Source organism: Caballeronia ptereochthonis (genome assembly GCF_001545075.1).
GTDB lineage: Bacteria > Pseudomonadota > Gammaproteobacteria > Burkholderiales > Burkholderiaceae > Caballeronia > Caballeronia ptereochthonis.
Genome location: NZ_FCOB02000009.1, coordinates 24,296 through 45,507, shown reverse-complemented (window position 1 = coordinate 45,507; position 21,212 = coordinate 24,296). Strand labels below are relative to the sequence as shown.

Annotated in this window: 20 protein-coding genes; 9 read left to right on the top strand and 11 right to left on the bottom strand. The window is 64.8% G+C overall.

From position 1 onward, the window contains the following. Positions 1 to 4: 4 nt before the first annotated feature. Complete coding sequence (locus tag AWB83_RS11315; protein ID WP_244197667.1) at positions 5 to 649, bottom strand: glutathione S-transferase family protein; 645 nt, start codon at positions 647 to 649, stop codon at positions 5 to 7. A gap of 20 nt (positions 650 to 669) precedes the next feature. Then, positions 670 to 1,899, bottom strand: a complete 1,230-nt coding sequence (locus AWB83_RS11310) for an MFS transporter (RefSeq protein ID WP_087045551.1) — start codon at positions 1,897 to 1,899, stop codon at positions 670 to 672. Between the two features lie 105 nt (positions 1,900 to 2,004). On the opposite strand from AWB83_RS11310, the gene AWB83_RS11305 reads away from it, so the two are divergent. Then, positions 2,005 to 2,922 carry a LysR substrate-binding domain-containing protein gene (locus AWB83_RS11305; RefSeq protein ID WP_087045288.1) on the top strand — a complete coding sequence of 306 codons (918 nt, stop codon included), beginning with the start codon at positions 2,005 to 2,007 and terminating at the stop codon, positions 2,920 to 2,922. A gap of 6 nt (positions 2,923 to 2,928) precedes the next feature. On the opposite strand, the gene folE2 is transcribed toward AWB83_RS11305, so the two are convergent. The 4 genes from folE2 to AWB83_RS11285 form a co-directional block, all read right to left on the bottom strand. After that, a complete protein-coding gene (gene folE2, locus AWB83_RS11300; RefSeq protein ID WP_087045286.1) occupies positions 2,929 to 3,735 on the bottom strand; it encodes a GTP cyclohydrolase FolE2 in 807 nt (268 codons plus the stop codon). Between the two features lie 144 nt (positions 3,736 to 3,879). Then, complete coding sequence (gene dxs / locus AWB83_RS11295) at positions 3,880 to 5,796, bottom strand: 1-deoxy-D-xylulose-5-phosphate synthase (protein WP_087045283.1); 1,917 nt, start codon at positions 5,794 to 5,796, stop codon at positions 3,880 to 3,882. 86 nt (positions 5,797 to 5,882) lie between these two features. Further along, positions 5,883 to 6,770, bottom strand: coding sequence for a polyprenyl synthetase family protein (locus AWB83_RS11290; protein WP_087045281.1), 888 nt, complete (start codon positions 6,768 to 6,770; stop codon positions 5,883 to 5,885). Beyond that, a complete protein-coding gene (locus AWB83_RS11285) occupies positions 6,767 to 7,102 on the bottom strand; it encodes an exodeoxyribonuclease VII small subunit (RefSeq protein WP_087045278.1) in 336 nt (111 codons plus the stop codon). Before AWB83_RS11285 ends, AWB83_RS11290 begins: the two co-directional genes overlap by 4 nt. Positions 7,103 to 7,412: 310 nt before the next feature. On the opposite strand from AWB83_RS11285, the gene AWB83_RS11280 reads away from it, so the two are divergent. Together AWB83_RS11280 and AWB83_RS11275 are read left to right on the top strand one after the other, a co-directional pair. Further along, entirely contained in the window at positions 7,413 to 8,519 is a 1,107-nt protein-coding gene (locus AWB83_RS11280) for an aromatic ring-hydroxylating oxygenase subunit alpha (protein ID WP_087045276.1), read from the top strand. A 100-nt stretch (positions 8,520 to 8,619) separates the two neighbouring features. Then, positions 8,620 to 9,489, top strand: a complete 870-nt coding sequence (locus AWB83_RS11275) for a sulfurtransferase (protein ID WP_087045274.1) — start codon at positions 8,620 to 8,622, stop codon at positions 9,487 to 9,489. A 6-nt stretch (positions 9,490 to 9,495) separates the two neighbouring features. On the opposite strand, the gene AWB83_RS11270 is transcribed toward AWB83_RS11275, so the two are convergent. The 3 genes from AWB83_RS11270 to polA form a co-directional block, all read right to left on the bottom strand. Beyond that, positions 9,496 to 10,371 (bottom strand): dienelactone hydrolase family protein, encoded by an 876-nt coding sequence (locus tag AWB83_RS11270; RefSeq protein ID WP_087045272.1) that lies wholly within the window; start codon positions 10,369 to 10,371, stop codon positions 9,496 to 9,498. A gap of 244 nt (positions 10,372 to 10,615) precedes the next feature. After that, positions 10,616 to 11,980 (bottom strand): NAD(P)/FAD-dependent oxidoreductase, encoded by a 1,365-nt coding sequence (locus AWB83_RS11265; protein ID WP_087045270.1) that lies wholly within the window; start codon positions 11,978 to 11,980, stop codon positions 10,616 to 10,618. Between the two features lie 180 nt (positions 11,981 to 12,160). Continuing rightward, on the bottom strand, positions 12,161 to 14,899 hold the full coding sequence (gene polA, locus AWB83_RS11260) for a DNA polymerase I (RefSeq protein ID WP_087045268.1): 2,739 nt from the start codon (positions 14,897 to 14,899) through the stop codon (positions 12,161 to 12,163). A gap of 1 nt (position 14,900) precedes the next feature. Here polA and AWB83_RS11255 point away from each other — a divergent pair, with 1 nt between their 5' ends. Continuing rightward, positions 14,901 to 15,650: an LOG family protein gene (locus AWB83_RS11255; RefSeq protein WP_061171842.1), complete on the top strand. Its 750-nt coding sequence runs from the start codon at positions 14,901 to 14,903 to the stop codon at positions 15,648 to 15,650. 58 nt (positions 15,651 to 15,708) lie between these two features. On the opposite strand, the gene AWB83_RS11250 is transcribed toward AWB83_RS11255, so the two are convergent. Beyond that, on the bottom strand, positions 15,709 to 17,235 hold the full coding sequence (locus AWB83_RS11250; protein ID WP_087045549.1) for an AMP nucleosidase: 1,527 nt from the start codon (positions 17,233 to 17,235) through the stop codon (positions 15,709 to 15,711). A gap of 217 nt (positions 17,236 to 17,452) precedes the next feature. Here AWB83_RS11250 and AWB83_RS11245 point away from each other — a divergent pair, with 217 nt between their 5' ends. From AWB83_RS11245 to AWB83_RS11225, 5 genes are all read left to right on the top strand, one after another. Beyond that, the gene (locus tag AWB83_RS11245) at positions 17,453 to 17,851 is read left to right on the top strand and encodes a hypothetical protein (protein ID WP_087045266.1); all 399 of its coding nucleotides are present in this window, start codon (positions 17,453 to 17,455) and stop codon (positions 17,849 to 17,851) included. A 127-nt stretch (positions 17,852 to 17,978) separates the two neighbouring features. Then, entirely contained in the window at positions 17,979 to 18,959 is a 981-nt protein-coding gene (locus AWB83_RS11240; RefSeq protein WP_087045264.1) for a homoserine kinase, read from the top strand. A gap of 8 nt (positions 18,960 to 18,967) precedes the next feature. Continuing rightward, positions 18,968 to 19,789 carry a BPSS1780 family membrane protein gene (locus tag AWB83_RS11235; RefSeq protein WP_087045262.1) on the top strand — a complete coding sequence of 274 codons (822 nt, stop codon included), beginning with the start codon at positions 18,968 to 18,970 and terminating at the stop codon, positions 19,787 to 19,789. 102 nt (positions 19,790 to 19,891) lie between these two features. Beyond that, the gene (locus tag AWB83_RS11230; protein ID WP_087045260.1) at positions 19,892 to 20,353 is read left to right on the top strand and encodes a MarR family winged helix-turn-helix transcriptional regulator; all 462 of its coding nucleotides are present in this window, start codon (positions 19,892 to 19,894) and stop codon (positions 20,351 to 20,353) included. A 160-nt stretch (positions 20,354 to 20,513) separates the two neighbouring features. After that, a complete protein-coding gene (locus AWB83_RS11225; protein ID WP_087045258.1) occupies positions 20,514 to 20,933 on the top strand; it encodes an organic hydroperoxide resistance protein in 420 nt (139 codons plus the stop codon). 102 nt (positions 20,934 to 21,035) lie between these two features. Here AWB83_RS11225 and AWB83_RS11220 read toward each other — a convergent pair whose 3' ends face one another. Beyond that, positions 21,036 to 21,209 (bottom strand): DUF3563 family protein, encoded by a 174-nt coding sequence (locus tag AWB83_RS11220; protein ID WP_087045256.1) that lies wholly within the window; start codon positions 21,207 to 21,209, stop codon positions 21,036 to 21,038. Positions 21,210 to 21,212 lie beyond the last annotated feature (3 nt).

Here is a 21,212-nt window from a genome sequence, read left to right as displayed (position 1 = left end):
GCGCTCATTTCGGCGGATTCAACGGCTGCACGATCGATTTGAAGACCGGCAGCGTCTCGCAGCGATCGCTGTGACCGATGAGCGTCGGCCAGCGCGTCGACGAGAAAATCTCGGGATGCGCCTCGCGCGTGAAGCGCAGCGCGCAAGCCACGGCGATGTCCGCGTGGCCGATCGCATCGCCGAACCAGTAGGGCGTCGGGCGCGCGGCGCGGTCCGCTTCCAGGGCATTCAACACGCGCTCGACCTGAGCCGTGCAGCGCTCGACCCACGTCTGCGATTTCTCCTTGTGCAGCGCGCGTTCGTACACGAGCGCGACGGCCTTGTCGGCGAGGCCCGTCGCGAGCGCGCAGATCTTGAGCGCCTCGCGGCGCGCAGGCCCGCTCGAGGCGACCATCGCGCGCGCGTCGCCCGCCTGTTCATCGAGGTAGTCGAGAATCATCGCGCTTTCGATCAGCACGTCGCCCGAGTCGAGCACGAGCGTCGGCACGCGGATCAGCGGATTGAACGGCGCGATCTTGTCGGCATCGCCGAACACCGACCACGTGCGGTGCTCGTACGCCATGCCGTAGAGATTCAGCGCGATGGCGACGCGCCGCACGAACGGGGAATCGTATTGGCCGATCAGGATCAAGGTGAGCGCTCCGGTCATTCGAGAGTCGGATCACCAGTTTAATGTCGCGCGGGCTTCGGAAACAACGGCCATGCGAGCGACGCGCACACGCCCGCCACGAGCCACACGATCGCCCACGATCCGGCCGCGAGCACATGGGGGATCACGAGCGGCGTCAGGAAGAAGCCCACGTAGACGGCCGTATTCGCCATGCCGAGCGCGGTGCCGGCGCGCGTGGTGCCGGCGAGCGTCGCCAGTTCGGTGTACGCGACGCCATGCCACGCGGATACGCACACGCCCGCGAAGACGAGCATCGCCGCGACCAGCCAAGGCGCATGCGCGACGCCGCACGCGGTCGCCGCCGCCAGCGCGACGAACGAAGCCGAAGCCACGATCACGGACGCCCGCAGGTACGCGCGCCGGTTTCCACGACGATCGGTGTGACGGCCGCTCCAGACGCGCATCGCCATTGCGCCGAGCTGGACGGCGCCCATCGTCGCGCTGATCGCGCTCACGCCGAAGCGGGCGGCATCGTGCATGAAGACGGTCGCGAACGTCAGCACCGCGAACTGCGGCACACACAGGATGCCTATGCCGAGCACGACGCGCCAGACCACCGGGTTCTTCAGCGGCGCGGCGCCCTCGCTTCGAGCCGCGCGATGCGTCGCGCTCGGCGGCTCATGCAGCCAGCGCCAGGCGAACGCGCCGGAGGCGGCGCACATCGCAGCCAGCGCGCCGAACACCAGCGCGAATCCATGCGATGAAGCCAGCCACGGCAGGAGCGCCGCCCCGATGCCGCCACCGAGCGGCACCGCGGTCTGGCGGATGCTCATCGCCAGGCCGCGCTCGCCTTCGCCGAACCAGGCCATCACCGCGCGTCCGCTCGATCCGTTGACGCTGCCGCCCAGCAGACCCAGCACGCACATCGCGAAGACGAGCCAGCCGAGCGTGGCCACCGGCGGCACGGCGAAGAGGCTCATCCCGACGAGGACGGCGGCCGTGGACAGCAGGCCCGTCAGCAGAACGGGACGATCGCCCCAGCGATCCGTCAGCACGCCCCACGGCAATTCCGAAAGCGCGACGCCCAGACCGAGCGCGCCGAGCACGAGCCCCAGTTCGCCGTTGCTCAGGTGATAGCCGCTGCGCAGCCAGACGGCCGTCGTCGGGATGCCGGTCGCCGCGGCCGAAAAACTCGCGTTGGCCGCGACGCCGACGCCAAGCACCTTCCAGCGATGTCCGCCGCCGAGCGCGGACGCTTTTTTCGACTTCAGTACGAGAGGGGTCGCCATCGTGCAATCCATGTGGAATTTGACTGCGACCAGTCTGACGGCTTAGGATCGTCCTGAAAATCACAAAGTTTTTCATCGATCATTCGAAAAATCAGGACGATCGCCATGAGCCAGACGACATTCGATCTCGCGGTGCTGCGCAGCTTCGTCGCGGGCATGGACCTCGGCAGTTTCGCGAAGGCGGCGGATCGCGTCGGGCGCTCCACTTCCGCCGTGAGCGCGCAGATCCGCAAGCTGGAGGAACAGGCTGGCACCACGCTCTTTCGCAAATCCGGACGCGGACTCGCGCTCACGGACGCCGGCGAAGTGATGCTCGGCTACGCGCGACGCCTCGTCGAACTGAACGACGAAGCCGCCGTGGCGATTCGCGGCGTCGATCTGGAAGGCTGGATCCGGCTCGGCTTGCAGGAGGATTTCGGCGAAGTCGTGCTGCCGGATGTGCTCGGCCGCTTCGCAAGGGCACATCCGAAGGTGCGCATCGAAGCGCGCGTGGCGCGCAATACGGAGCTGCTGGAGCGCATCGACACCGGGCAGCTGGATCTCGCGCTCGTGTGGGGCGCGGGCGGCGTGACGGACGAGAGCAACGCCGCCATGATCGCCGAGCCGATCGCTGCGCCGCCGATGCGCTGGATCGCATCGGCGGCGGTGCCGTGGCAGTACGATTCCGGCGAGCCCCTGCCGCTCATCGCGTTCGACCGGCCCTGCCTCTTTCACAGTGCGGCGGGCGCGGCGCTCGATCGCGCGGGCATCAAATGGCGGGTTGCGTTTACGAGCCCGAGTCTGTCGGGATTGTGGGCGGCAGCGGCAGCCGGTCTGGGCGTGACCGTGCGCACGACCTACGGATTGCCGTCGACCGTTCGCGCGCTCGATGCCGGCGAATCCGGCTTGCCGGCGTTGCCTTCGATTCCGTTGGCGCTGCATCGCGCGTCGGGGAGCGCATCGCCGCCGGTCGAACGGCTGGCGGCGCTGGTGACGGCTTCCGTGCGGGAAGCGCACGTTTCATCGGAAACGGCGCTCGCCTGAGACGACTCACGCGTCGCGGCGCTTGTCCCGCTCGATCACCGCGTAGGCGCTGTGATTGTGGATCGACTCGAAGTTTTCCGCCTCGAGCACGTACGCGACGATGCGCTCGTCCGCGTTCAGGCGCATCGCGACGTCGCGCACGAGGTCTTCGACGAACTTCGGATTCTCGTACGCGCGCTCGGTCACGAGCTTCTCGTCGGGGCGCTTCAGCAAGCCCCACAGCTCGCACGACGCCTCTTCCTCGGCGATGCGAATCAGTTCTTCCAGCGCGACTTCGCCCGCGAGCTCCGCCGTGATCGTCACGTGCGAGCGCTGATTGTGCGCCCCGTATTGCGAGATCTTCTTCGAGCACGGGCACAGGCTCGTCACGGGCACGAGCACCTTCATCGACAGGCGCGTCTGCCCGTCGCGCTTCTCGGCGATGAACGTCGCTTCGTAATCCAGCAGGCTCTGCACGCCGGACACCGGCGCGGTCTTCATCACGAAGTACGGCAATGTCACTTCGATGCGCCCCGAGTGCGCTTCGAGCTTCGTCAGCATCGCGGCGAGCAGCGTGCGAAGCGCGGCCTGATCGAGCGGCTCGCGATGCTCCTCGAGCAGCGCGACGAAGCGCGACATGTGCGTGCCCTTCTGTTCGGCGGGCAGATGCACGTCGAGATTCCACACGCCGACGCTCGGCTGCACGCCGTCCTGCGTGCGCACCGACAACGGATGCCGCACACCCTTTACGCCGACGCGGGAAATCGCGATCTGGCGCATGTCGGGCGTGCTTTGAACGTCGGGCATCACGAAGGCGGGATTCATCTGATTCATTTGTTTGTCCTTATGCGCCGCGCGTCATGCCGCACGCGAGCGGTTCGAAACGTTGAAGCGCACACGGCGCGGATTGAGGCCCGCGCCGTGTGCCAAAGCGATGCTGCACGGCGCACCCCGGGCGCACCGTGCGAGCGTGATGCGTCAGGCGACGCGCTTGGTCAGCTTGCCTGCGTGCGCGCTTTCGACAGCGTCGAGGAAGCGCTCGCGGATCGAGCGGGCGATGCCGGCTGCATCCAGTCCCACGCTCGCGAGCAGCTTGGCGGGATCGCCGTGATCGATGAAGGCATCGGGCAGACCGAGCTGCAGCACGGGCTTCACGATCGAGCTGGCGAGCAGCGCTTCCACGCACGCCGAACCCGCGCCGCCCATGATCGCGCCTTCCTCGATCGTCACGATGGCGTCGTGCGTCGCGGCGAGTTCGCGCAGCAGATCGGCGTCGACCGGCTTCACGAAGCGCATGTTGGCAACCGTCAGATCGAGCTCTTCGGCCGCCGCGAGCGACGGCGCGACCATCGTGCCGAACGCGCAGATCGCGATGCGCTTGCCCGAGCCGAGCTTCTGCGACGACTCGCGGCGGATCTCGCCACGGCCGACGGGAATCGCGGTCATCTGCTTGACGGTTGCGACGCCCGTGCCCGCGCCGCGCGGATAGCGCACCGCCGTCGGGTTCGGCTGCTGAAGCGCCGTGTAGAGCATCTGACGGCACTCGTTTTCGTCCGATGCGGCCATCACGGTCATGTTCGGGATGCAGCGCAGGAACGCGAGATCGTAGTTGCCCGCGTGCGTCGCGCCGTCCGCGCCGACGAGACCCGCGCGGTCGATCGCGAACACGACCGGCAGGTTCTGCAGCGCGACGTCGTGGATCAGCTGGTCGTACGCGCGCTGCAGGAAGGTCGAATAGATCGCGACGACGGGCTTCATGCCGTCCGCAGCCAGCCCGCCCGCGAACGTGACCGCGTGCTGCTCGGCGATGCCGACATCGAAGTAGCGGTCCGGGAAGCGCTTCTCGAACTCGACCATGCCGGAGCCCTCGCGCATTGCCGGCGTGATGCCGACCACGCGCGAATCCTGCGCCGCGGCATCGCACAGCCATTCGCCGAAGACCTGCGTGTAGGTCTTCTTCGACGGCGCTGTCGACGGCTTGATGCCCTCGGCCGGATTGAACTTGCCGGGGCCGTGATAGAGCACGGGATCCGCTTCGGCGAGCTTGTAGCCCTGACCCTTCTTCGTCACGACGTGCAGGAATTGCGGGCCGCGCAGTTCCTTGATGTTCTGCAGCGTCGGGATGAGCGAATCGAGATCGTGGCCGTCGATCGGCCCGATGTAGTTGAAGCCGAACTCCTCGAACAGCGTGGCCGGCACGATCATGCCCTTCGCGTGCTCTTCGAGCTTGCGGGCGAGGTCGAGCATGGGCGGGGCGGCGCGCAGCACGCGCTCGACGCCCGCGCGCGCCGCGGCATAGAAGCGGCCCGACATCAGGCGCGCGAGATGGCGATTCAGCGCGCCGACCGGCGGCGAAATCGACATGTCGTTGTCGTTCAGGATGACGAGCAGCGGCAGGTCGTCGGCGACCCCTGCGTTGTTCATCGCCTCGAAGGCCATGCCGGCGGTCATCGCGCCGTCGCCGATCACGGCGATCGAATAGCGGTTGTCGCCTTGCAGCTTGTTGGCGACGGCCATGCCGAGCGCGGCCGAAATCGACGTGCTCGAATGCGCGGTGCCGAAGGTGTCGTATTCGGATTCGCTGCGCCGCGGGAAGCCGGAGATGCCGCCGAGCTGGCGCAGCCCGGACATCCGGTCGCGGCGGCCGGTCAGGATCTTGTGCGGATACGTCTGATGGCCGACGTCCCAGACGATGCGGTCATTAGGCGTATCGAACACGTAGTGCAGCGCGATCGTCAGCTCGACCGTGCCCAGATTGGACGACAGATGCCCGCCCGTCTGCGACACGCTGTCGAGCACGTAGGCTCGCAGCTCGTCGGCGAGGGGTTGCAGTTGGCGTCGATCGAGGGCGCGCAAATCGGCCGGATCGTCGATGGATTTCAGCAGGTCGTACATCGTCGTCCCATTTTAGGAAAACTGGCGTGATTCGTTCGGCGCGGTGATTTTGCTTCGCACCGTGGGGTTCGTCACGCGTTCAACAATCAATTCACCCGGTTCACGACCAGGTCGGCAAGCTCGGCAAGACGCTGGCCGCGCGCGCCGAAAATCCGGATGGCGGCGCGCGCGTCGCGGCCGAGCTGCGCGGCGAGCTCGCGCGACGCGTCGAGCCCGATGATCGATACGTAGGTCGGCTTGTCGTGCTGCGCGTCCTTGCCGGCGGTCTTGCCGAGCGTCGCCGAATCGGCGGTGACGTCCAGGATGTCGTCGACCACCTGGAACGCGAGGCCGATCGCGGCGGCGTACTGGTCGAGCGCGGCGAGCGCGTCCGCACCCGGATGCGTGCCGGCGAGCGCGCCCATGCGCACCGACGCGCGCAGCAGTGCGCCCGTCTTCTTGCGGTGCATCGTCTCGAGTTCGGGCCGCGACAGCTTGCGGCCGACGCTTTCCAGATCGATGGCCTGGCCGCCCGCCATGCCGAGCGAGCCGCTCGCGAGCGCCAGCTCGCGCACCAGCGCGGCCTGCTGGCTGTCGTTCAGACCATTGTCCGCGGCCGTCAGCGCGACGAAGGCCTGCGATTGCAGCGCGTCGCCGACCAGCAGTGCCGTCGCTTCGTCATATTGGATGTGTACCGTGGGCTTACCCCGGCGCAGTGCGTCGTCGTCCATGGCGGGCATGTCGTCATGCACCAGCGAGTAGACGTGAATCATCTCCAGCGCAGCGCTCGCCGCTTCCACCGCCTGCGCGCTCGCGCCGGTCAGCTCGCCCGCCGCGTGGACGAGGAGCGGGCGCACCCGCTTGCCGCCGCCCAGCACGGCATAGCGCATGGCATCGTGCAGACGCGCGGGCGCGATGTCCGCGCCGGGAAGATAGTGCTCCAGTGCCGTCTCGACGCGGTCGAGCGTCGCGCGCATCCATTGTTCGAAGGTCATAGGTCGTCGTCCCCGTTGTCGTTCGTGGCTCCGGCACCCTGGGTGGCGCGCTGTACCTCGGCGGGCAGCGGCTTGAGCGTCTCGCCGTCGAGCACGCGCACCTGCTGCTCGACTTTTTCGAGCTGCTGTTGACAAAAACCCACAAGCGCCGCGCCGCGACGGTACGCCGCAAGCGATTCCTCGAGACTCAACGCGCCCTCTTCCATGCGCGCCACGAGTGATTCGAGTTCGGCCAGGGCCGCTTCATAATTCTCCGGAAGCCGTGCGGCCTCCGCGCTGGACGCGTCGGCGCCGGTTGCCTCGCCTGTTTCCTGGACAGCGGTTTTCGCCATGAATCGTGATGTGCAATTGAATTTTTGGAGCCAAGTCGCACATTCTACGGCAAAAGCCAAATTTTCGACCCGCGTCCGGTCCGCATCGAACCGTGACCGTTGCCTTCCGGCATTGTCCGTCAATCGCCTCGAGGCGTGCCATCCGCACGCGTTTGCGGGGCGATTACGCGGAACTCTCGCGACAATTTATACCCAAATCAAGACCTTAAGCACCCCAAGGAGGGGGATTTCGGTATAATCGCGGGCTCCCTAAATCGAATCTTCGATGGTTGGGTTGTTCACTGCTTTCACGTTTTCATCGGGAGTGGGAATGTCCAATCTGAGCAATGCATTGCAGCTGAAGGCTTTTCACAGCCAGCTGCCAGTCACGGCTTACTTTGACGAAGCGCTTCTTACGCGCGAACTCGACACACTTTTCAAGCAGGGTCCACGCTACGTCGGGCACGAACTCATGGTTCCCGAAGCGGGAAACTATTTCGCGCTTCCGGGCGAGGGCGAAGGGCGCGTGCTCGTTCGCAATCAGCAGAACAATATCGAGTTGCTGTCGAACGTGTGCCGCCATCGTCAGGCGATCATGCTCAATGGCCGCGGCAGCGCGGAGAACATCATCTGCCCGCTGCACCGCTGGACCTACGACCTGAACGGCCAGCTGCTCGGCGCCCCGCATTTCGCCGACAAGCCCTGTCTGAATCTCGGCCAGACGCCGCTGCAGAACTGGCAAGGCCTGCTCTTCGAGGCCGAGGGCCGCAACGTCGCGGCCGATCTCGCGAAGCTGGGCACGGCGCACCACTTCGACTTTTCGGGCTTCATGTTCGATCACGTCGAAGTGCACGAGTGCAACTACAACTGGAAGACCTTCATCGAGGTCTATCTGGAGGACTATCACGTCGCGCCGTTCCATCCGGGGCTCGGCAGCTTCGTGTCGTGCGACAACCTCGAATGGGAATTCGGCGACTGGTACAGCGTGCAGACCGTCGGCGTCCACAAGAATCTGGAGAAGCCGGGCAGCCCGACCTACCGCAAGTGGCACGACGAAGTCCTGCGCTTCCGCAACGGCACGCCGCCCGAATTCGGCGCGATCTGGATGGTGTACTACCCCGGTCTGATGATCGAGTGGTATCCGCACGTGCTGGTCGTGTCGTGGCTGATTCCGCACGGCACGCAGAAGACGACGAACATCGTCGAGTTCTATTACCCCGAGGAAATCGCGCTGTTCGAGCGTGAGTTCATCGAGGCGGAGCGCGCTGCCTATATGGAAACGGCGCGTGAGGACGATGAAATCGCCGAGCGTATGGACGCCGGCCGCCGCGCGCTGATGTCGCGCGGCGAGAACCAGGTTGGTCCGTACCAGAGCCCGATGGAATCGGGCATGCAGCATTTCCACGAGTTTCTGCGGCATCAACTCGGGGCGATCTGAACGCGGTTCAGTCATCACGAAAAGACGGGCTTTCGGGCCCGTTTTTTCTTTTAGACTATTGGCTCATCCTCGCATCACACGCGCCGATCCAGGAGCCGTCATGTCGCACACTCACCACACCACGCTCATCTCGGCGACGAATCTCGCCGAGCGGCTCGCCGCCGCGCCCGGCAGCGTGCTCGTCTTCGATTGCCGCTTCGATCTAGCCGCCCCCGAAGCGGGCGAAGCGGCCTACGCCAAAGGGCATATTCCCGGCGCGCACTATCTCCATCTGGATCGCGACCTGTCGGGCGTCAAGACGGGCACGAACGGACGCCACCCGCTGCCGGAGCGAGCCGCGCTCGTCGCCAGGCTCGCGAGCCTCGGGCTGAACGAAGGTCAGCAGGTCGTCGCCTACGACGCGCAGGGCGGCATGTACGCCGCGCGTCTCTGGTGGCTGCTGCGCTGGCTCGGGCACGACTCGGTCGCGCTGCTCGACGGCGGGTTGCAGGCATGGGAAGCCGCGGGCAAGCCGCTCGATGCCGCCGTGCCGCCGAAAGCCCAAGGCACGTTCAAGGCCGCCGCGCCGCTGCAGGTGACCATCGACGCTCAGGCGATCGAGCGCAGCATCGGCACGCGCGATCATCTGCTGATCGATGCGCGCGCCGCCGACCGCTATCGCGGCGAGAACGAGACACTCGATCCCGTCGGCGGCCACATTCCGGGCGCGCTCAATCACTTCTTCAAGGACAACCTGACGGCGGAAGGCCGCTTCAAGACCGCGCACGAGTTGCGCGAGGCGTTTAGCTCGCTGATCGGCACGACGTCGCCGGACCGCATCGTCCTGCAATGCGGCTCGGGCGTGACGGCGTGCCACAACGCGCTCGCGATGGAAATCGCGGGGCTCCACGGCGCGGCGCTCTATCCCGGCTCGTGGAGCGAATGGAGCGCCGATCCGGGCAGGCCCGTCGCGACCGGCCCGAAGCCCTGAACCGCGTTATTTGACGCCGTGCTCGCGGAACCACGCGAGCGCGCGCTTCCAGCCGTCCTCGGCGTCCGCCTTGCGGTAGCTCGGACGATAATCCGCGAAGAATGCATGCGGCGCGTCGTCATAGACGACGAACTGCGAGTTCTTCGCGGGCGGCGGATCGTTGGCGAGGGCCTGCTTCATCTGCTCGATCGTGTCCTGCGGGATGCTCTGATCCTGCCGTCCGTATAGTCCGAGCACCGGCACCTTGAGCTGACTCGCAAGATCGATCGGATTGCTCGGCGTGTACTCGGTCTTGTTGCCGGCGAGCCGCCCATACCACGCCACCGCTGCCTTCAGATTGGGATTGTGCTCGGCATAGAGCCACGTGATGCGTCCGCCCCAGCAGAACCCGGTGATGCCGACGCGCTTCGGATCGCCGCCGTTCTCGCTCGCCCATTTCACGGTCTGGTCGATATCGGAGATCGCCTGCGAATCCGGCACCTTCGACACCAGTTGCTCGTTCAGCTGCTGCATCGACTTGTACGCCGATGCATCGCCCTGACGCGTGAAGAGATCGGGGGCGATGGCGAGATAACCCCGCTTTGCGAAGCGCCGGCACACATCGGCGATATGCTCGTGAACGCCGAAAATCTCGTGAATCACGATGATGACCGGTAAATGCGTCTTTCCCGACGGCCGCGCCCGATACGCCGGCACGAGTGTGCCGTCCGCTCCGCGAATGCCGATCGCGCCTGCTTCGAGGCCGTCGCTGTCGGTGTGGATGGTTTGCGCGGACACCGGCAGCACCGCGGCCGCGAAGCCGGTGCCGAAGGTTGCCTTGATGAAGGTGCGCCGATCGAACGGAACGTGCGGAATGAGGCTCTCGACTTCTGGGTCTAGCATACGAAGCTCCCGCGGCAAGGCCGCCAAGGCGCCACGGGGCTCGCGCGCTGCGCTTTCCCCGCGCGGCGAACCGACCTGCGGCACTGAACCGGAAACCGCGCGCTCGTGTTCAAGGCGTCACGATGCGCGGCGCTGCACGACTATGAACGGGCGCGCGACAGGACGCATCGCCTTTCGCGCGATGCTTCCCGCGCGCCGCCCATTCTAAACAGCTTTGAACGAACGGCGCACCCGATCTATTCCGTCAGTGCAGCTTCACGCGGGGAGCGGTGGAGCGGCGCAGCCAGTGCGCGACGGTGTCGAGCACCATGCGCGCATAGCCGTGCAGCGCCGCGATGTGCAGCCGATAGAGCGACATGTACATGAAGCGCGCGAAAAGCCCTTCGATCAGCATGTTTCCGCCGATCAGTCCGCCCATCAGATTGCCCACCGCGCTGTAATGCCCGAGCGACACCAGCGAGCCGAAATCGCGATACGTGTAATCGGGCAGCGGCTTGCCCTGCAAAAGCCGCTCGAACGACTTGAACAGAAAGCTCGCCTGCTGATGCGCGGCCTGCGCGCGCGGCGGCACGTTGCGTTCGTTGCCGGGCCAGGGGCACGCGGCGCAGTCGCCGAGCGCGAAGACGTTGTCGTCGATTTCGGTCTGCAGCGTGCGGCGCACGATCAACTGCCCGAGACGGTTGGTCGGCAGGCCGTCGAGATTGGAAAGGATCGCGGGCGCCTTGATGCCCGCCGCCCACACCGTGAGGTTCGCGCGGATCGTCTTGCCACTCGCGGTGCGGATCGAATCGCGCGAGACTTGCGCGACGGTTTCGCCCGTCATCAGCTTGACGCCCAGCTTGGTGAGCAGCTCGGCCGTCGCCGCCGAGACGCGCTCCTGCAACGCGGGCAGAATGCGCGGCCCGGCCTCGATCAGCACGATGCCGATGTCATGCTTCGGATCGAGTTTGTGCAATCCGTACGCGGAAAGCACCTGCGCGGTGTTGCGCAGTTCCGCCGACAATTCGACGCCTGTCGCGCCGGCGCCGACGATCGCCACCTGAATGCGCGGCGCCGGATCGACGTCCGGCTCGCCCTCACCGTTCTCCACGCCCGCCGCGACCGGCTCCGGCGTGAAGTGCTCGGCGCGCATGCAAGCCGCAATCAGCCGCTTGCGAAAGAGCTCGGCCTGACCGACGGTATCGAGCGCGATGGAGTTTTCCTGCGCGCCTTCGACGCCGAAGAAATGCGTCGTGCTGCCGATGGCGATGACGAGCGTATCGTATTCCAGCTCGCGCTCGGGCAAGAGCTCGCCCGCTTCCTCGTCGCGCAGCGCGCCGATTTTGATGCGCTTGTTCGCGCGATCCAGCCCGACCAGTTCGCCCTGCTGGAATTCGAAGCCGTGCCACAAGGCTTGCGCGGCGTATTCGAGCTCCTGCGTGAACGGGTCCATGCTGCCCGCAGCGACTTCATGCAGAAGCGGCTTCCAGATATGCGTCGGGTTGCGGTCCACGAGCGTGACTTGCGCGCGTGGCGGCGCCTTGCCGTCCGTCGAGCCGAAACGGTCGCCGAGACGAGTCGCGAGTTCGAGACCGCCGGCCCCTCCGCCGACGATGATGAAGCGATGCATGGAACTCTCCCTGTGCCTTTATATTCGACGACGTGAACCTGCTACATCGGCGTTCGTACCTTCCTTGCTCGATGAACTATTGTGCGTGAGCTTCGGCGACAGTCACAAGCGCGTCACCAACATGTCGGGCATACGCGACACGCGCCACGCATGCCTTGCGAAAAGTATTTCAGTGAGCCCTCAGTGCGCTTCTTCCCAGTTGTTGCCCACGCCCACTTCCGCGACGAGCGGCACCTTGAGCTTCGCGACGCCGCACATCAGTTCAGGTAAACGCTTCCTGACTTCGGGAAGCGCCTCCTCGGGCACTTCGAGCACGAGTTCGTCGTGGACCTGCATGATCATCTTCGCGCCGATGCCCGACGCTTCGAGCCAGTCCTGCACGGCGATCATCGACATCTTGATGAGGTCGGCGGCCGTGCCCTGCATCGGCGCATTGATGGCCGCGCGCTCCGCCGCCTGACGGCGCGGGCCGCTTCCGCCATTGATCTCCGGCAGCCACAAGCGTCGGCCGAACACCGTCTCGACGAAGCCGTTCGCCTTCGCGCTCGTGCGCGTGTTTTCCATGTACGCCGCGACGCCCGGATAACGCGTGAAGTAGCGGTCGATATAGAGCTTGGCCGCATCGCGCGTGATGCCGAGATTCGACGCGAGACCGAACGAGCTCATGCCGTAGATCAGGCCGAAGTTGATGACCTTCGCGATACGGCGCTGATCGCTCGATACTTCGATCGGGGTGACGCCGAACACTTCCGATGCGGTCGCGCGGTGCACGTCCTCGCCTTCCTTGAACGCGCGCATCAGCGATTCGTCGCCGGAGATGTGCGCCATGATGCGCAGCTCGATCTGCGAGTAATCGGCGGACACGATCTTGCTGCCCGGCGGCGCGATGAACGCCTCGCGAATGCGCCGGCCTTCGCCCGTGCGCACCGGGATGTTCTGCAGGTTCGGCTCGTTCGACGACAGCCGCCCCGTCACGGCGACTGCCTGCGCATAGTTCGTATGCACGCGTCCCGTGGATGCATTCACCATGCGCGGCAGCTTGTCCGTGTACGTGGACTTGAGCTTCGACAGCCCGCGATGTTCGAGCAGCACCTTCGGCAACGGATAGTCTTCCGCGAGTTTCTGCAGCACTTCTTCATCGGTGGAAGGCGCACCGCTCGGCGTCTTCTTCACGACCGGCAGTTGCAGCTTCTCGAAGAAGATCTGGCCGATCTGCTTCGGGGAACCGAGATTGAATTCGCCGCCCGCGAGCTCGTACGCCTGCGCCTGCAGATCGATGAGACGCTTCGCGATCTCGTTGCTCTGCGCATCGAGCTTCTCGCGATCGATCAGTACGCCGTTGCGTTCCATCTTGCGCAGCACGCGGGACGTCGGAATCTCGATGTCGCGATACACGCGCAGCAAGCCTTCCTCCCGCGCCACTTGCGGATAAAGCGCGTGATGCAGACGCAGTGTGATATCGGCATCTTCGGCTGCATACTCCGATGCCTTGTCGAGCGGCACTTCATCGAAGCCGATCTGCGAAGCGCCCTTGCCCGCGACGTCCTCGTACTTGATCGTCTTCACGCCGAGATGGCGCAGCGCGAGGTTGTCCATGTCGTGCGGACGATGCGATTCCAGCACGTACGATTGCAGCAGCGTGTCGTGCTCGACGCCGCGCATCTCGATGCCATAGCTGGCGAGCACCTGCTCGTCGTACTTCAGATGCTGGCCGACCTTCTTCTTCGATGGATCCTCGAGCCAGGGCTTCAGCTTCGCGAGCACTTCATCGCGCGGCAACTGCACGGGCGCATCCGGTCCGCGATGCGCGACCGGAATATAGGCCGCGTGTCCCGGCTCGACCGAGATCGACATGCCGACGATCTGCGCGGTCATCGGATCGAGCGAGGTGGTCTCGCTGTCGAACGACGTGATCTCCGCTTCGTTGATGCGCTTCAGCCATTCATCGAACTGCTCCCACGTCTGCACCGTCTCGTAGTGATGCACGATCTCCGTGACTTCGGCAGGCGGCGTATCGGTCGGGCCTTCGACCGCATCGGCGATCTCGATTTCGCGCAGCCAGGTCTTGAAGCCGTGACGCATGAACACGTCGCGCAGTTCGTCGCGCGACTCGGGACGGCTCGCGAGCGTGCCTTCGATCGACTCGATCTGCGAAGTGAGATCGCATTCCGTGTGTACGGTAACGAGCTTTCTGGCCATCGGCAGGAAGTCCAGAGCCTTGCGCAGATTGTCTCCTACCGCACCTTTGATCTCGCCGGCATGTTCTACGATGCCATCAAGGGTTTCGTATTGCGTGAGCCATTTGAGCGCCGTCTTGGGCCCGCATTTCTCGACGCCCGGCACGTTGTCGACCGTATCGCCGATGAGCGACAAATAGTCGACGATCCGCTCGGGCGGCACGCCGAACTTCGCCAGCACGCCCGCGCGGTCCAGCGTTTCGTTGGTCATCGTATTGATGAGGGTGACATGATCCGTCACGAGCTGAGCCAGATCCTTGTCGCCCGTCGACACGATCACCTTCATGCCGCGCTTCTCGGCCTCGACCGCGAGCGTGCCGATGACGTCGTCGGCCTCGACGCCTTCGATCATCACGAGCGGCCAGCCGAGCGCGCGCACCGCGACGTGGATGGGCTCGATCTGTCTGGAGAGGTCTTCCGGCATCGAGGGGCGATTCGCCTTGTACTCGGCGTACCAGTCGTCGCGGAACGTCTTGCCCTTGGCGTCGAACACGCACGCGCTATACTCTGCATTGGTTTCGCGGCGCAGGCGCCGCAGCATGTTGACCATCCCATACAGTGCGCCGGTGGGCCCGCCGTCGGGGCCGCGCAGATCCGGCATCGCATGGTAGGCCCGGTACAAGTAACTAGAACCGTCGACCAATAGCAGGGTCTTACCTTCAAGACTTAGTTCTTCAGGCATTATGAACAAGAGAAAAGTGATTCCGAGTCTGCGATCGCTCGCAGATCAAGAGCGCGCGACGGCCAAGAAGGCTCGCGCATCGTGGCAGATGTTCACGATTATGGCAGAGTTTATCGAGGCGACCGAGTACCTCTCGGAGATCCGCCCTGCCATCAGCATCTATGGTTCGGCACGCCTGAAACCGGAGTCGCCGTACTATCAGCTCACGATCGAAATCGCACAGAAATTCTCCGACGCGGGCTTCGCCGTCATCTCGGGGGGCGGGCCGGGCATCATGGAGGCGGCGAACAAGGGCGCGCACGCGGGCAAGTCGCCTTCGGTGGGCCTGAATATCGAACTGCCGCACGAACAGTCGGGCAATCAATGGCAGGACATCTCGCTGCGCTTCCGCCACTTCTTCACGCGCAAGGTCACGTTCGTGAAGAACTCGGACGCGGTCGTGGTGATGCCCGGCGGATTCGGCACGCTCGACGAGCTCGCCGAAGTGCTCACGCTCATCCAGACGAAGAAGTCGCGCCATGTGCCGATCGTGCTCGTCGGCGCCGAGTTCTGGGCGGGCCTGCTCGACTGGTTCAAGAACACGCTTCTGACCAACGGCGTGATCAGCCCGAAGGATCTCGATCTGATGCAGGTGATCGACGATCCGGATCAGGTGCTCGATGCCGTGCTGCGGTTCTATGAAGACCGCGAAGAAGCGGTCGAGCAGCCGGCGGAAAGCAAGTCGGACGAGGATCGGATGTTCTATCTGTGATCGTGACTCGAAGCGGGCGGCTGTCGAAGCCGCTCGCTTCGTTTTCAGGTTCGATGAATCACTGAAACGCGACTTCCGCGAAGCTGCGCAGCTTCCGGCTATGCAGTTTCGACAGGCCGTTCATGCGCAACAGCTCCATCGCTTTCACGCCGATCTGCAAGTGCTGATCCACTTGCGCCCGATAGAACTGATCGGCCATCCCGGGCAGCTTCAGCTCGCCATGCAGAGGCTTGTCCGACACGCATAGCAGCGTTCCATACGGTACGCGGAAGCGGAACCCGTTCGCGGCGATCGTCGCGCTTTCCATATCGAGCGCGACCGCGCGGCTCTGCGACAACCGCCGCACCGGCTCGCGATGATCGCGCAGCTCCCAGTTGCGGTTATCGACGCTCGCGACCGTGCCCGTGCGCATCACGCGCTTGAGCTCCGTGCCTTCGAGCTGCGTGACTTGCGCGACTGCTTTTTCCAGCGCGACCTGCACTTCGGCCAGCGCGGGCACCGGCACCCACAGCGGCAGATCGTCGTCGAGCACGTGATCTTCGCGCACATAGCCGTGCGCGAGCACGTAATCGCCGAGACGCTGCGTGTTGCGCAGGCCCGCGCAGTGCCCGAGCATGATCCATGCATGCGGACGCAGCACGGCGATGTGATCGGTGATCGTCTTCGCGTTCGACGGCCCCACGCCGATGTTCACCATGGTGATGCCGCTGCCGTCCGCGCGCTTCAGGTGATAGGCGGGCATCTGCGGCAGGCGCGCGGGCGGCGTGCCTTCTTCGGGCTGCTCGCCGAGATTGGCGTTATACGTGATGACGTCGCCCGGCTCGACGAACGACGAATACTCGCTGCGATACGCGCGGGTTTCCTCGTCGTCGGCGCGCGACATCATCGTGCGGCCGAGCTTCACGAACTCGTCGATGTAGAACTGATAGTTCGTGTACAGCACGTAGTTCTGGAAATGCGTCGGCGAGGTCGCCGTATAGTGCCGCAGCCGATGCAGCGAGAAATCCACGCGCGCCGCCGTGAACAGCGCGAGCGGATGCGGCTCGCCCGGGCCCGGCTCGTACGTGCCGTTGACGATGCGATCGTCGAGCAGCGCGAGGTCGGGCGTATCGAAGATATTGCGCATCGCGAGCAGGCGGTCGCGGTCGAGATCGCCTTCGAGGTGAATGCCCTCGGCAAACGCGAAGTGGATCGGAATCGGCTGCGCCGACACGCCCACTTCGATGCCCACATGATGGTTCTTCGCCAGCAGCCGCAGTTGCTCGCGATAGTAGTCGCCGAAGAGATCGGGGCGCGTGAGCGTCGTCTCGTAGATGCCAGGGCCTGCTACGAAACCATACGAGCGCCGCGAGTCGATCTGCGTGTTCAGCTCGGTGCGCACGCGGATGAACGGATAGCACGCGCGCACGCGATGCGTGAACTGCTCGTTGCGCCGGTAGCGCGCGAACGCATCGCGCAGGAACGCGGTATTCGCTTCATAGATCGCGGAGAGCCGCGTGACGGCCGCGACGGGATCCTCGAAGGATTCGGTCGGAAAATCGTTGGCGGGTGTGCCCTGCGTGCTTTGAGTCCGGTCGTTTGTCATGATCTTGTGTCTTTCTTCAATGCCCTCGTAATGAATCGACATTAACACGGATGAATGCGCGGACCATGAAGCCCCTCATCGCATGAGTGCGTGCGATAACACCTTGCAACACCTTTTTTCGGCGCAACGTCAAAATCCCGAAACCGGCGCAAAATAAGGCGTTGCACTGAGTCAGCAATCGTTTTGCTAGAATCCGGCCATCGCCTGGAGAACCATCATGAAGCCGCACCTTTGCGCCGCCGCCGCGGCAGTCCTCGCCGCAGCAAGCCTCGGCGCATTCGCGCAGCCGGCGCAGCAAGCCGCTCAACCGGCGGCCAGGCAAATGTCGCAGGAAGAGGCCGCGGGCCTTCCGGACCTGAAAGCCATCAATCGTCCGCCCGCCAACGTCAGCTCGAAAGTCGAGATCTCGCCGCCGCGCATCCCGAGCTACCACGAACTGAGCACCAACGGCACCGAGATCACCGAATATCGCGACAAGGGCAAGCCCGTCGAAATCGACGTGCGTTCGAACTTCGGCACGCGCTACCAGATGAGCGCGCCCGCCGACACGTCGCCGCAAGTGCGCGACAACGGCAAGGCCAGCACGCGTCTGCCGTCGATCAACCTGCACTATTGATCCCGTAAGATTGCTTCGGACCCGCAGCTCGCGCGCGGGTCGCTTCCTCGCGGCGCCGCGGCTTCCTGCCTCGCGCCGCCATTCGTAGGCCCGCTGCGGGCCGTCCAACCTGACCGATGTTTCCTGCATGGCCGTATTCACCCCCGTCACCAACGCCGAGCTCCGCGACTGGCTGCAAGACTACGATCTCGGCGATGTCGTCGAATTTCGCGGCATCCAGTCGGGCATCGAGAACAGCAATTTCTTTCTCACGACGACGCACGGCGAATACGTGCTCACGATCTTCGAGAACCTCACCGCCGCGCAGCTTCCCTTCTATCTGGATCTGATGCGGCATCTTGCGTCGCATCGCGTGCCGGTGCCCGATCCGATGCCGCGCCGCGACGGCTCGCTCTTCGGCATGCTGCATGGCAAACCCACGTCCATCGTGACGAAGCTCGAGGGCGCGCCCGAACTCGGGCCCACGCCGGCGCACTGCGTCGAAGTCGGGCAGATGCTCGCGCGCCTGCATCTCGCGGGACGCGATTTTCCGCGGCATCAGCCGAATCTGCGCAGCCTGTCCTGGTGGCAGGAGAAGGCGCCGTCGATCGTCGGATTCCTGAGCCGCGAGCAGCGCGTACTCTTCGAAGGCGAACTCGCCCATCAGGCCGCGTTCTTCGGTTCGGCGGACTATGCATCGCTGCCGGAAGGCCCGTGCCATTGCGACCTGTTCCGCGACAACGTGCTGTTCGCGCACGGTAAGGAGCACGCGCGTCTGGGCGGCTTCTTCGACTTCTACTTCGCGGGCGTCGACAAATGGCTCTTCGACGTGGCCGTGACGGTGAACGACTGGTGCATCGACCTCGCGACCGGCGCGCTCGATCCCGCGCGCGTGGACGCGATGCTGCGCGCCTATCAGACCGTGCGCCCCTTCACGCCGGCCGAGGAGCGCCACTGGAACGACATGCTGCGCGCCGGCGCGATGCGCTTCTGGGTTTCGCGCCTCTATGACTTCCATCGTCCGCGCGAGGCGCAGATGCTGAAGGCGCACGATCCCGGCCATTTCGAACGCATTCTGAGCGAACGCGTCAAAGCCGCTGCCGCCCCCGCCTCTTCCGCCCAACGCTGACCAACTTTATGCGACTGATCGAAGTTCCCGCCAAGACCGGCTACGTGTGGTTCCGCCAGGGCATCTGGCTGTTCCGCCGCAACCCGTTTGCGTTTCTCACGGTGTTCTTCGCCTATCTGTTCGTGATGACGCTGATCTCGCGCGTGCCGCTCGTCGGCCCGGTGCTGCCGCTCCTGTTCATTCCGGGCGTCGCGGTCGGCTTCATGGCGGCGTGCCGCAACACGATCGCGGGCAAGCCGGTCTGGCCGACCATTCTCGTCGACGGCTTTCGCTCGTACGGCGGCGGCGTCGCGCGCAGGCTGCTTGCGCTGGGCGCGCTGTATATCGTTGCGATGGCGGTGATCTTCACGGCATCCGCGCTCGTGGACGGCGGCACGCTGCTCAGCCTCATGATGGGCGACGGCCCGACCGGCGATCCGGAAACGGTCGCGGCGAGCTTCAGCCCGCTGGCGGTGCTCGTCGCGATGGCATGCTACATCCCGGTCGCGATGCTGTTCTGGTTCGCGCCGATTCTCGTCGCCTGGCACGACGTGCCGCCCGCGAAGGCGCTGTTCTTCAGCCTCGTGTCGTGCTGGCGCAACCGCGGCGCGTTCATCTATTACGGCGTGCTGTGGATCGCCATCGCGCTCGCGGTGTCCTTCGGGCTGACCGCGCTGATGCAGGCGCTCGGCGCGGGCCAGGAGATGGCGCTCGCCGTGCTGATGCCCGCGTCCATCCTCGTCACGACGGCGCTCTACTGCTCGTTCTACGCGACCTATCGCGGCTGCTTCGGCGTGCAGTCCCCGGACGCGCCGGACATTCCCGATGCGCCCGGCACGCCCAACGCCTGACCGCATGCCGCGCGCCGTCGGTGGCGCGCGGCGATCCTTCGCGCGCGAAGCATTGTAAGTACACTAGCGGAATCGGCCACCCCGGCCTTCTGCACTCTCGCCATGACTTCGCACGACGATCCGCCCGAATTCCCGCTCGAACTCGATCAGCAACTGTGCTTCGCACTGTATTCGACCTCGCTCGCGATGACGAAGGCGTACAAGCCCTTGCTGGAGCAACTCGGCCTGACGTATCCGCAATATCTGGCGATGCTCGTCCTATGGGAATCCGACGACCTGACCGTCAAGGAAATCGCCACGCGCCTTTCGCTCGATTCCGCGACGATGACGCCGCTCCTCAAGCGGCTCGAAGCGCAGGGCTATGTCGAGCGCGTGCGCGGCGTCGAGGATGAGCGGCAGGTGCATATCCGGCTGACGGACGCCGGACGCGAACTCAAGCAATCCGCCCGCGACATTCCGGCCGAAATCTACTGCGCGTCGGGTTCCGACATCGACGCCATGCTGCGTTTGCGGGGCGATCTCGTGCGCCTGCGTATGTCACTCAACGAATATCTCGACCGTTGATCCGCGATTGATAGAGACTCGCTAACGGTGCGATCGTTATAATTTCATTTGTACACTAATAATTATCGCGATATATTTAACCCCGTAGTCGACGCAGCAAGACGAACGAACGCCAATCCTTCAGCGCCGCAAGACGGCGACGAACCTACGGAGAAAGACGATGAGCATCCTGTACAAGGCAACGGCAACGAGCACCGGTGGACGTGACGGCCGCGCGATTTCCTCGGACGAGCAACTGAATGTGAAGTTGAGCGCGCCGAAGGAACTGGGCGGATCGGGCGCGCCGGGAACGAATCCCGAACAACTGTTCGCCGCGGGTTATTCGGCGTGCTTTCTTTCGGCGATGAAGTTCGTCGCCGGCCAGCAAAAGCGCGCGGTGCCGGCCGACACGACCGTCACCGCCGATGTGGGCGTCGGCCCGAACGACGCGGGCGGCTTCAGGCTGGATATCGAGCTGCGCGTCTCGCTGCCGGGACTCGGCGCCGCCGACGCGCAAGCGCTCGTCGATGCCGCGCACAAGGTCTGCCCGTACTCGAACGCCACGCGCAATAACGTGGACGTGCGCGTGAAGGTGATCTAGGCGCGCGAGGCACGGAAACGGGAAAGCCGGCCATGGGCCGGCTTTCCGCTCGCGATTCAGGAGTCTACCGGGAAACAACCCGGCGCTTCGCGCATATGTTGCTTAGTTCGACATCCACGACGGATGACGTGCCGTCGCGCGTTGATCCAGCTTCTTCATACGATATTCGAGATCGTAGATGTCCGTGGCTTCGGCGAGATACGCGTCGTCGCGCGCACGATCGCGCTCGTCGGCGGACTTGGTCAGGAACAGGAAAATGCGGCTTAGCAGGAACATGGT

Excerpts from the sequence above, each read along its gene's own strand:
- AWB83_RS11235 (WP_087045262.1), top strand. The coding sequence starts at position 18,968 with ATGCGACTGATCGAAGTTCCCGCCAAGACCGGCTACGTGTGGTTCCGC.
- AWB83_RS11290 (WP_087045281.1), bottom strand. The coding sequence starts at position 6,770 with ATGACCTTCGAACAATGGATGCGCGCGACGCTCGACCGCGTCGAGACG.
- AWB83_RS11250 (WP_087045549.1), bottom strand. The coding sequence starts at position 17,235 with ATGACAAACGACCGGACTCAAAGCACGCAGGGCACACCCGCCAACGAT.
- AWB83_RS11245 (WP_087045266.1), top strand. The coding sequence starts at position 17,453 with ATGAAGCCGCACCTTTGCGCCGCCGCCGCGGCAGTCCTCGCCGCAGCA.
- AWB83_RS11225 (WP_087045258.1), top strand. The coding sequence starts at position 20,514 with ATGAGCATCCTGTACAAGGCAACGGCAACGAGCACCGGTGGACGTGAC.
- AWB83_RS11230 (WP_087045260.1), top strand. The coding sequence starts at position 19,892 with ATGACTTCGCACGACGATCCGCCCGAATTCCCGCTCGAACTCGATCAG.
- AWB83_RS11275 (WP_087045274.1), top strand. The coding sequence starts at position 8,620 with ATGTCGCACACTCACCACACCACGCTCATCTCGGCGACGAATCTCGCC.
- AWB83_RS11305 (WP_087045288.1), top strand. The coding sequence starts at position 2,005 with ATGAGCCAGACGACATTCGATCTCGCGGTGCTGCGCAGCTTCGTCGCG.
- polA (WP_087045268.1), bottom strand. The coding sequence starts at position 14,899 with ATGCCTGAAGAACTAAGTCTTGAAGGTAAGACCCTGCTATTGGTCGAC.
- AWB83_RS11220 (WP_087045256.1), bottom strand. The coding sequence starts at position 21,209 with ATGTTCCTGCTAAGCCGCATTTTCCTGTTCCTGACCAAGTCCGCCGAC.
- folE2 (WP_087045286.1), bottom strand. The coding sequence starts at position 3,735 with ATGAATCAGATGAATCCCGCCTTCGTGATGCCCGACGTTCAAAGCACG.
- AWB83_RS11240 (WP_087045264.1), top strand. The coding sequence starts at position 17,979 with ATGGCCGTATTCACCCCCGTCACCAACGCCGAGCTCCGCGACTGGCTG.
- AWB83_RS11285 (WP_087045278.1), bottom strand. The coding sequence starts at position 7,102 with ATGGCGAAAACCGCTGTCCAGGAAACAGGCGAGGCAACCGGCGCCGAC.
- dxs (WP_087045283.1), bottom strand. The coding sequence starts at position 5,796 with ATGTACGACCTGCTGAAATCCATCGACGATCCGGCCGATTTGCGCGCC.
- AWB83_RS11315 (WP_244197667.1), bottom strand. The coding sequence starts at position 649 with ATGACCGGAGCGCTCACCTTGATCCTGATCGGCCAATACGATTCCCCG.
- AWB83_RS11255 (WP_061171842.1), top strand. The coding sequence starts at position 14,901 with ATGAACAAGAGAAAAGTGATTCCGAGTCTGCGATCGCTCGCAGATCAA.
- AWB83_RS11280 (WP_087045276.1), top strand. The coding sequence starts at position 7,413 with ATGTCCAATCTGAGCAATGCATTGCAGCTGAAGGCTTTTCACAGCCAG.
- AWB83_RS11265 (WP_087045270.1), bottom strand. The coding sequence starts at position 11,980 with ATGCATCGCTTCATCATCGTCGGCGGAGGGGCCGGCGGTCTCGAACTC.
- AWB83_RS11310 (WP_087045551.1), bottom strand. The coding sequence starts at position 1,899 with ATGGCGACCCCTCTCGTACTGAAGTCGAAAAAAGCGTCCGCGCTCGGC.
- AWB83_RS11270 (WP_087045272.1), bottom strand. The coding sequence starts at position 10,371 with ATGCTAGACCCAGAAGTCGAGAGCCTCATTCCGCACGTTCCGTTCGAT.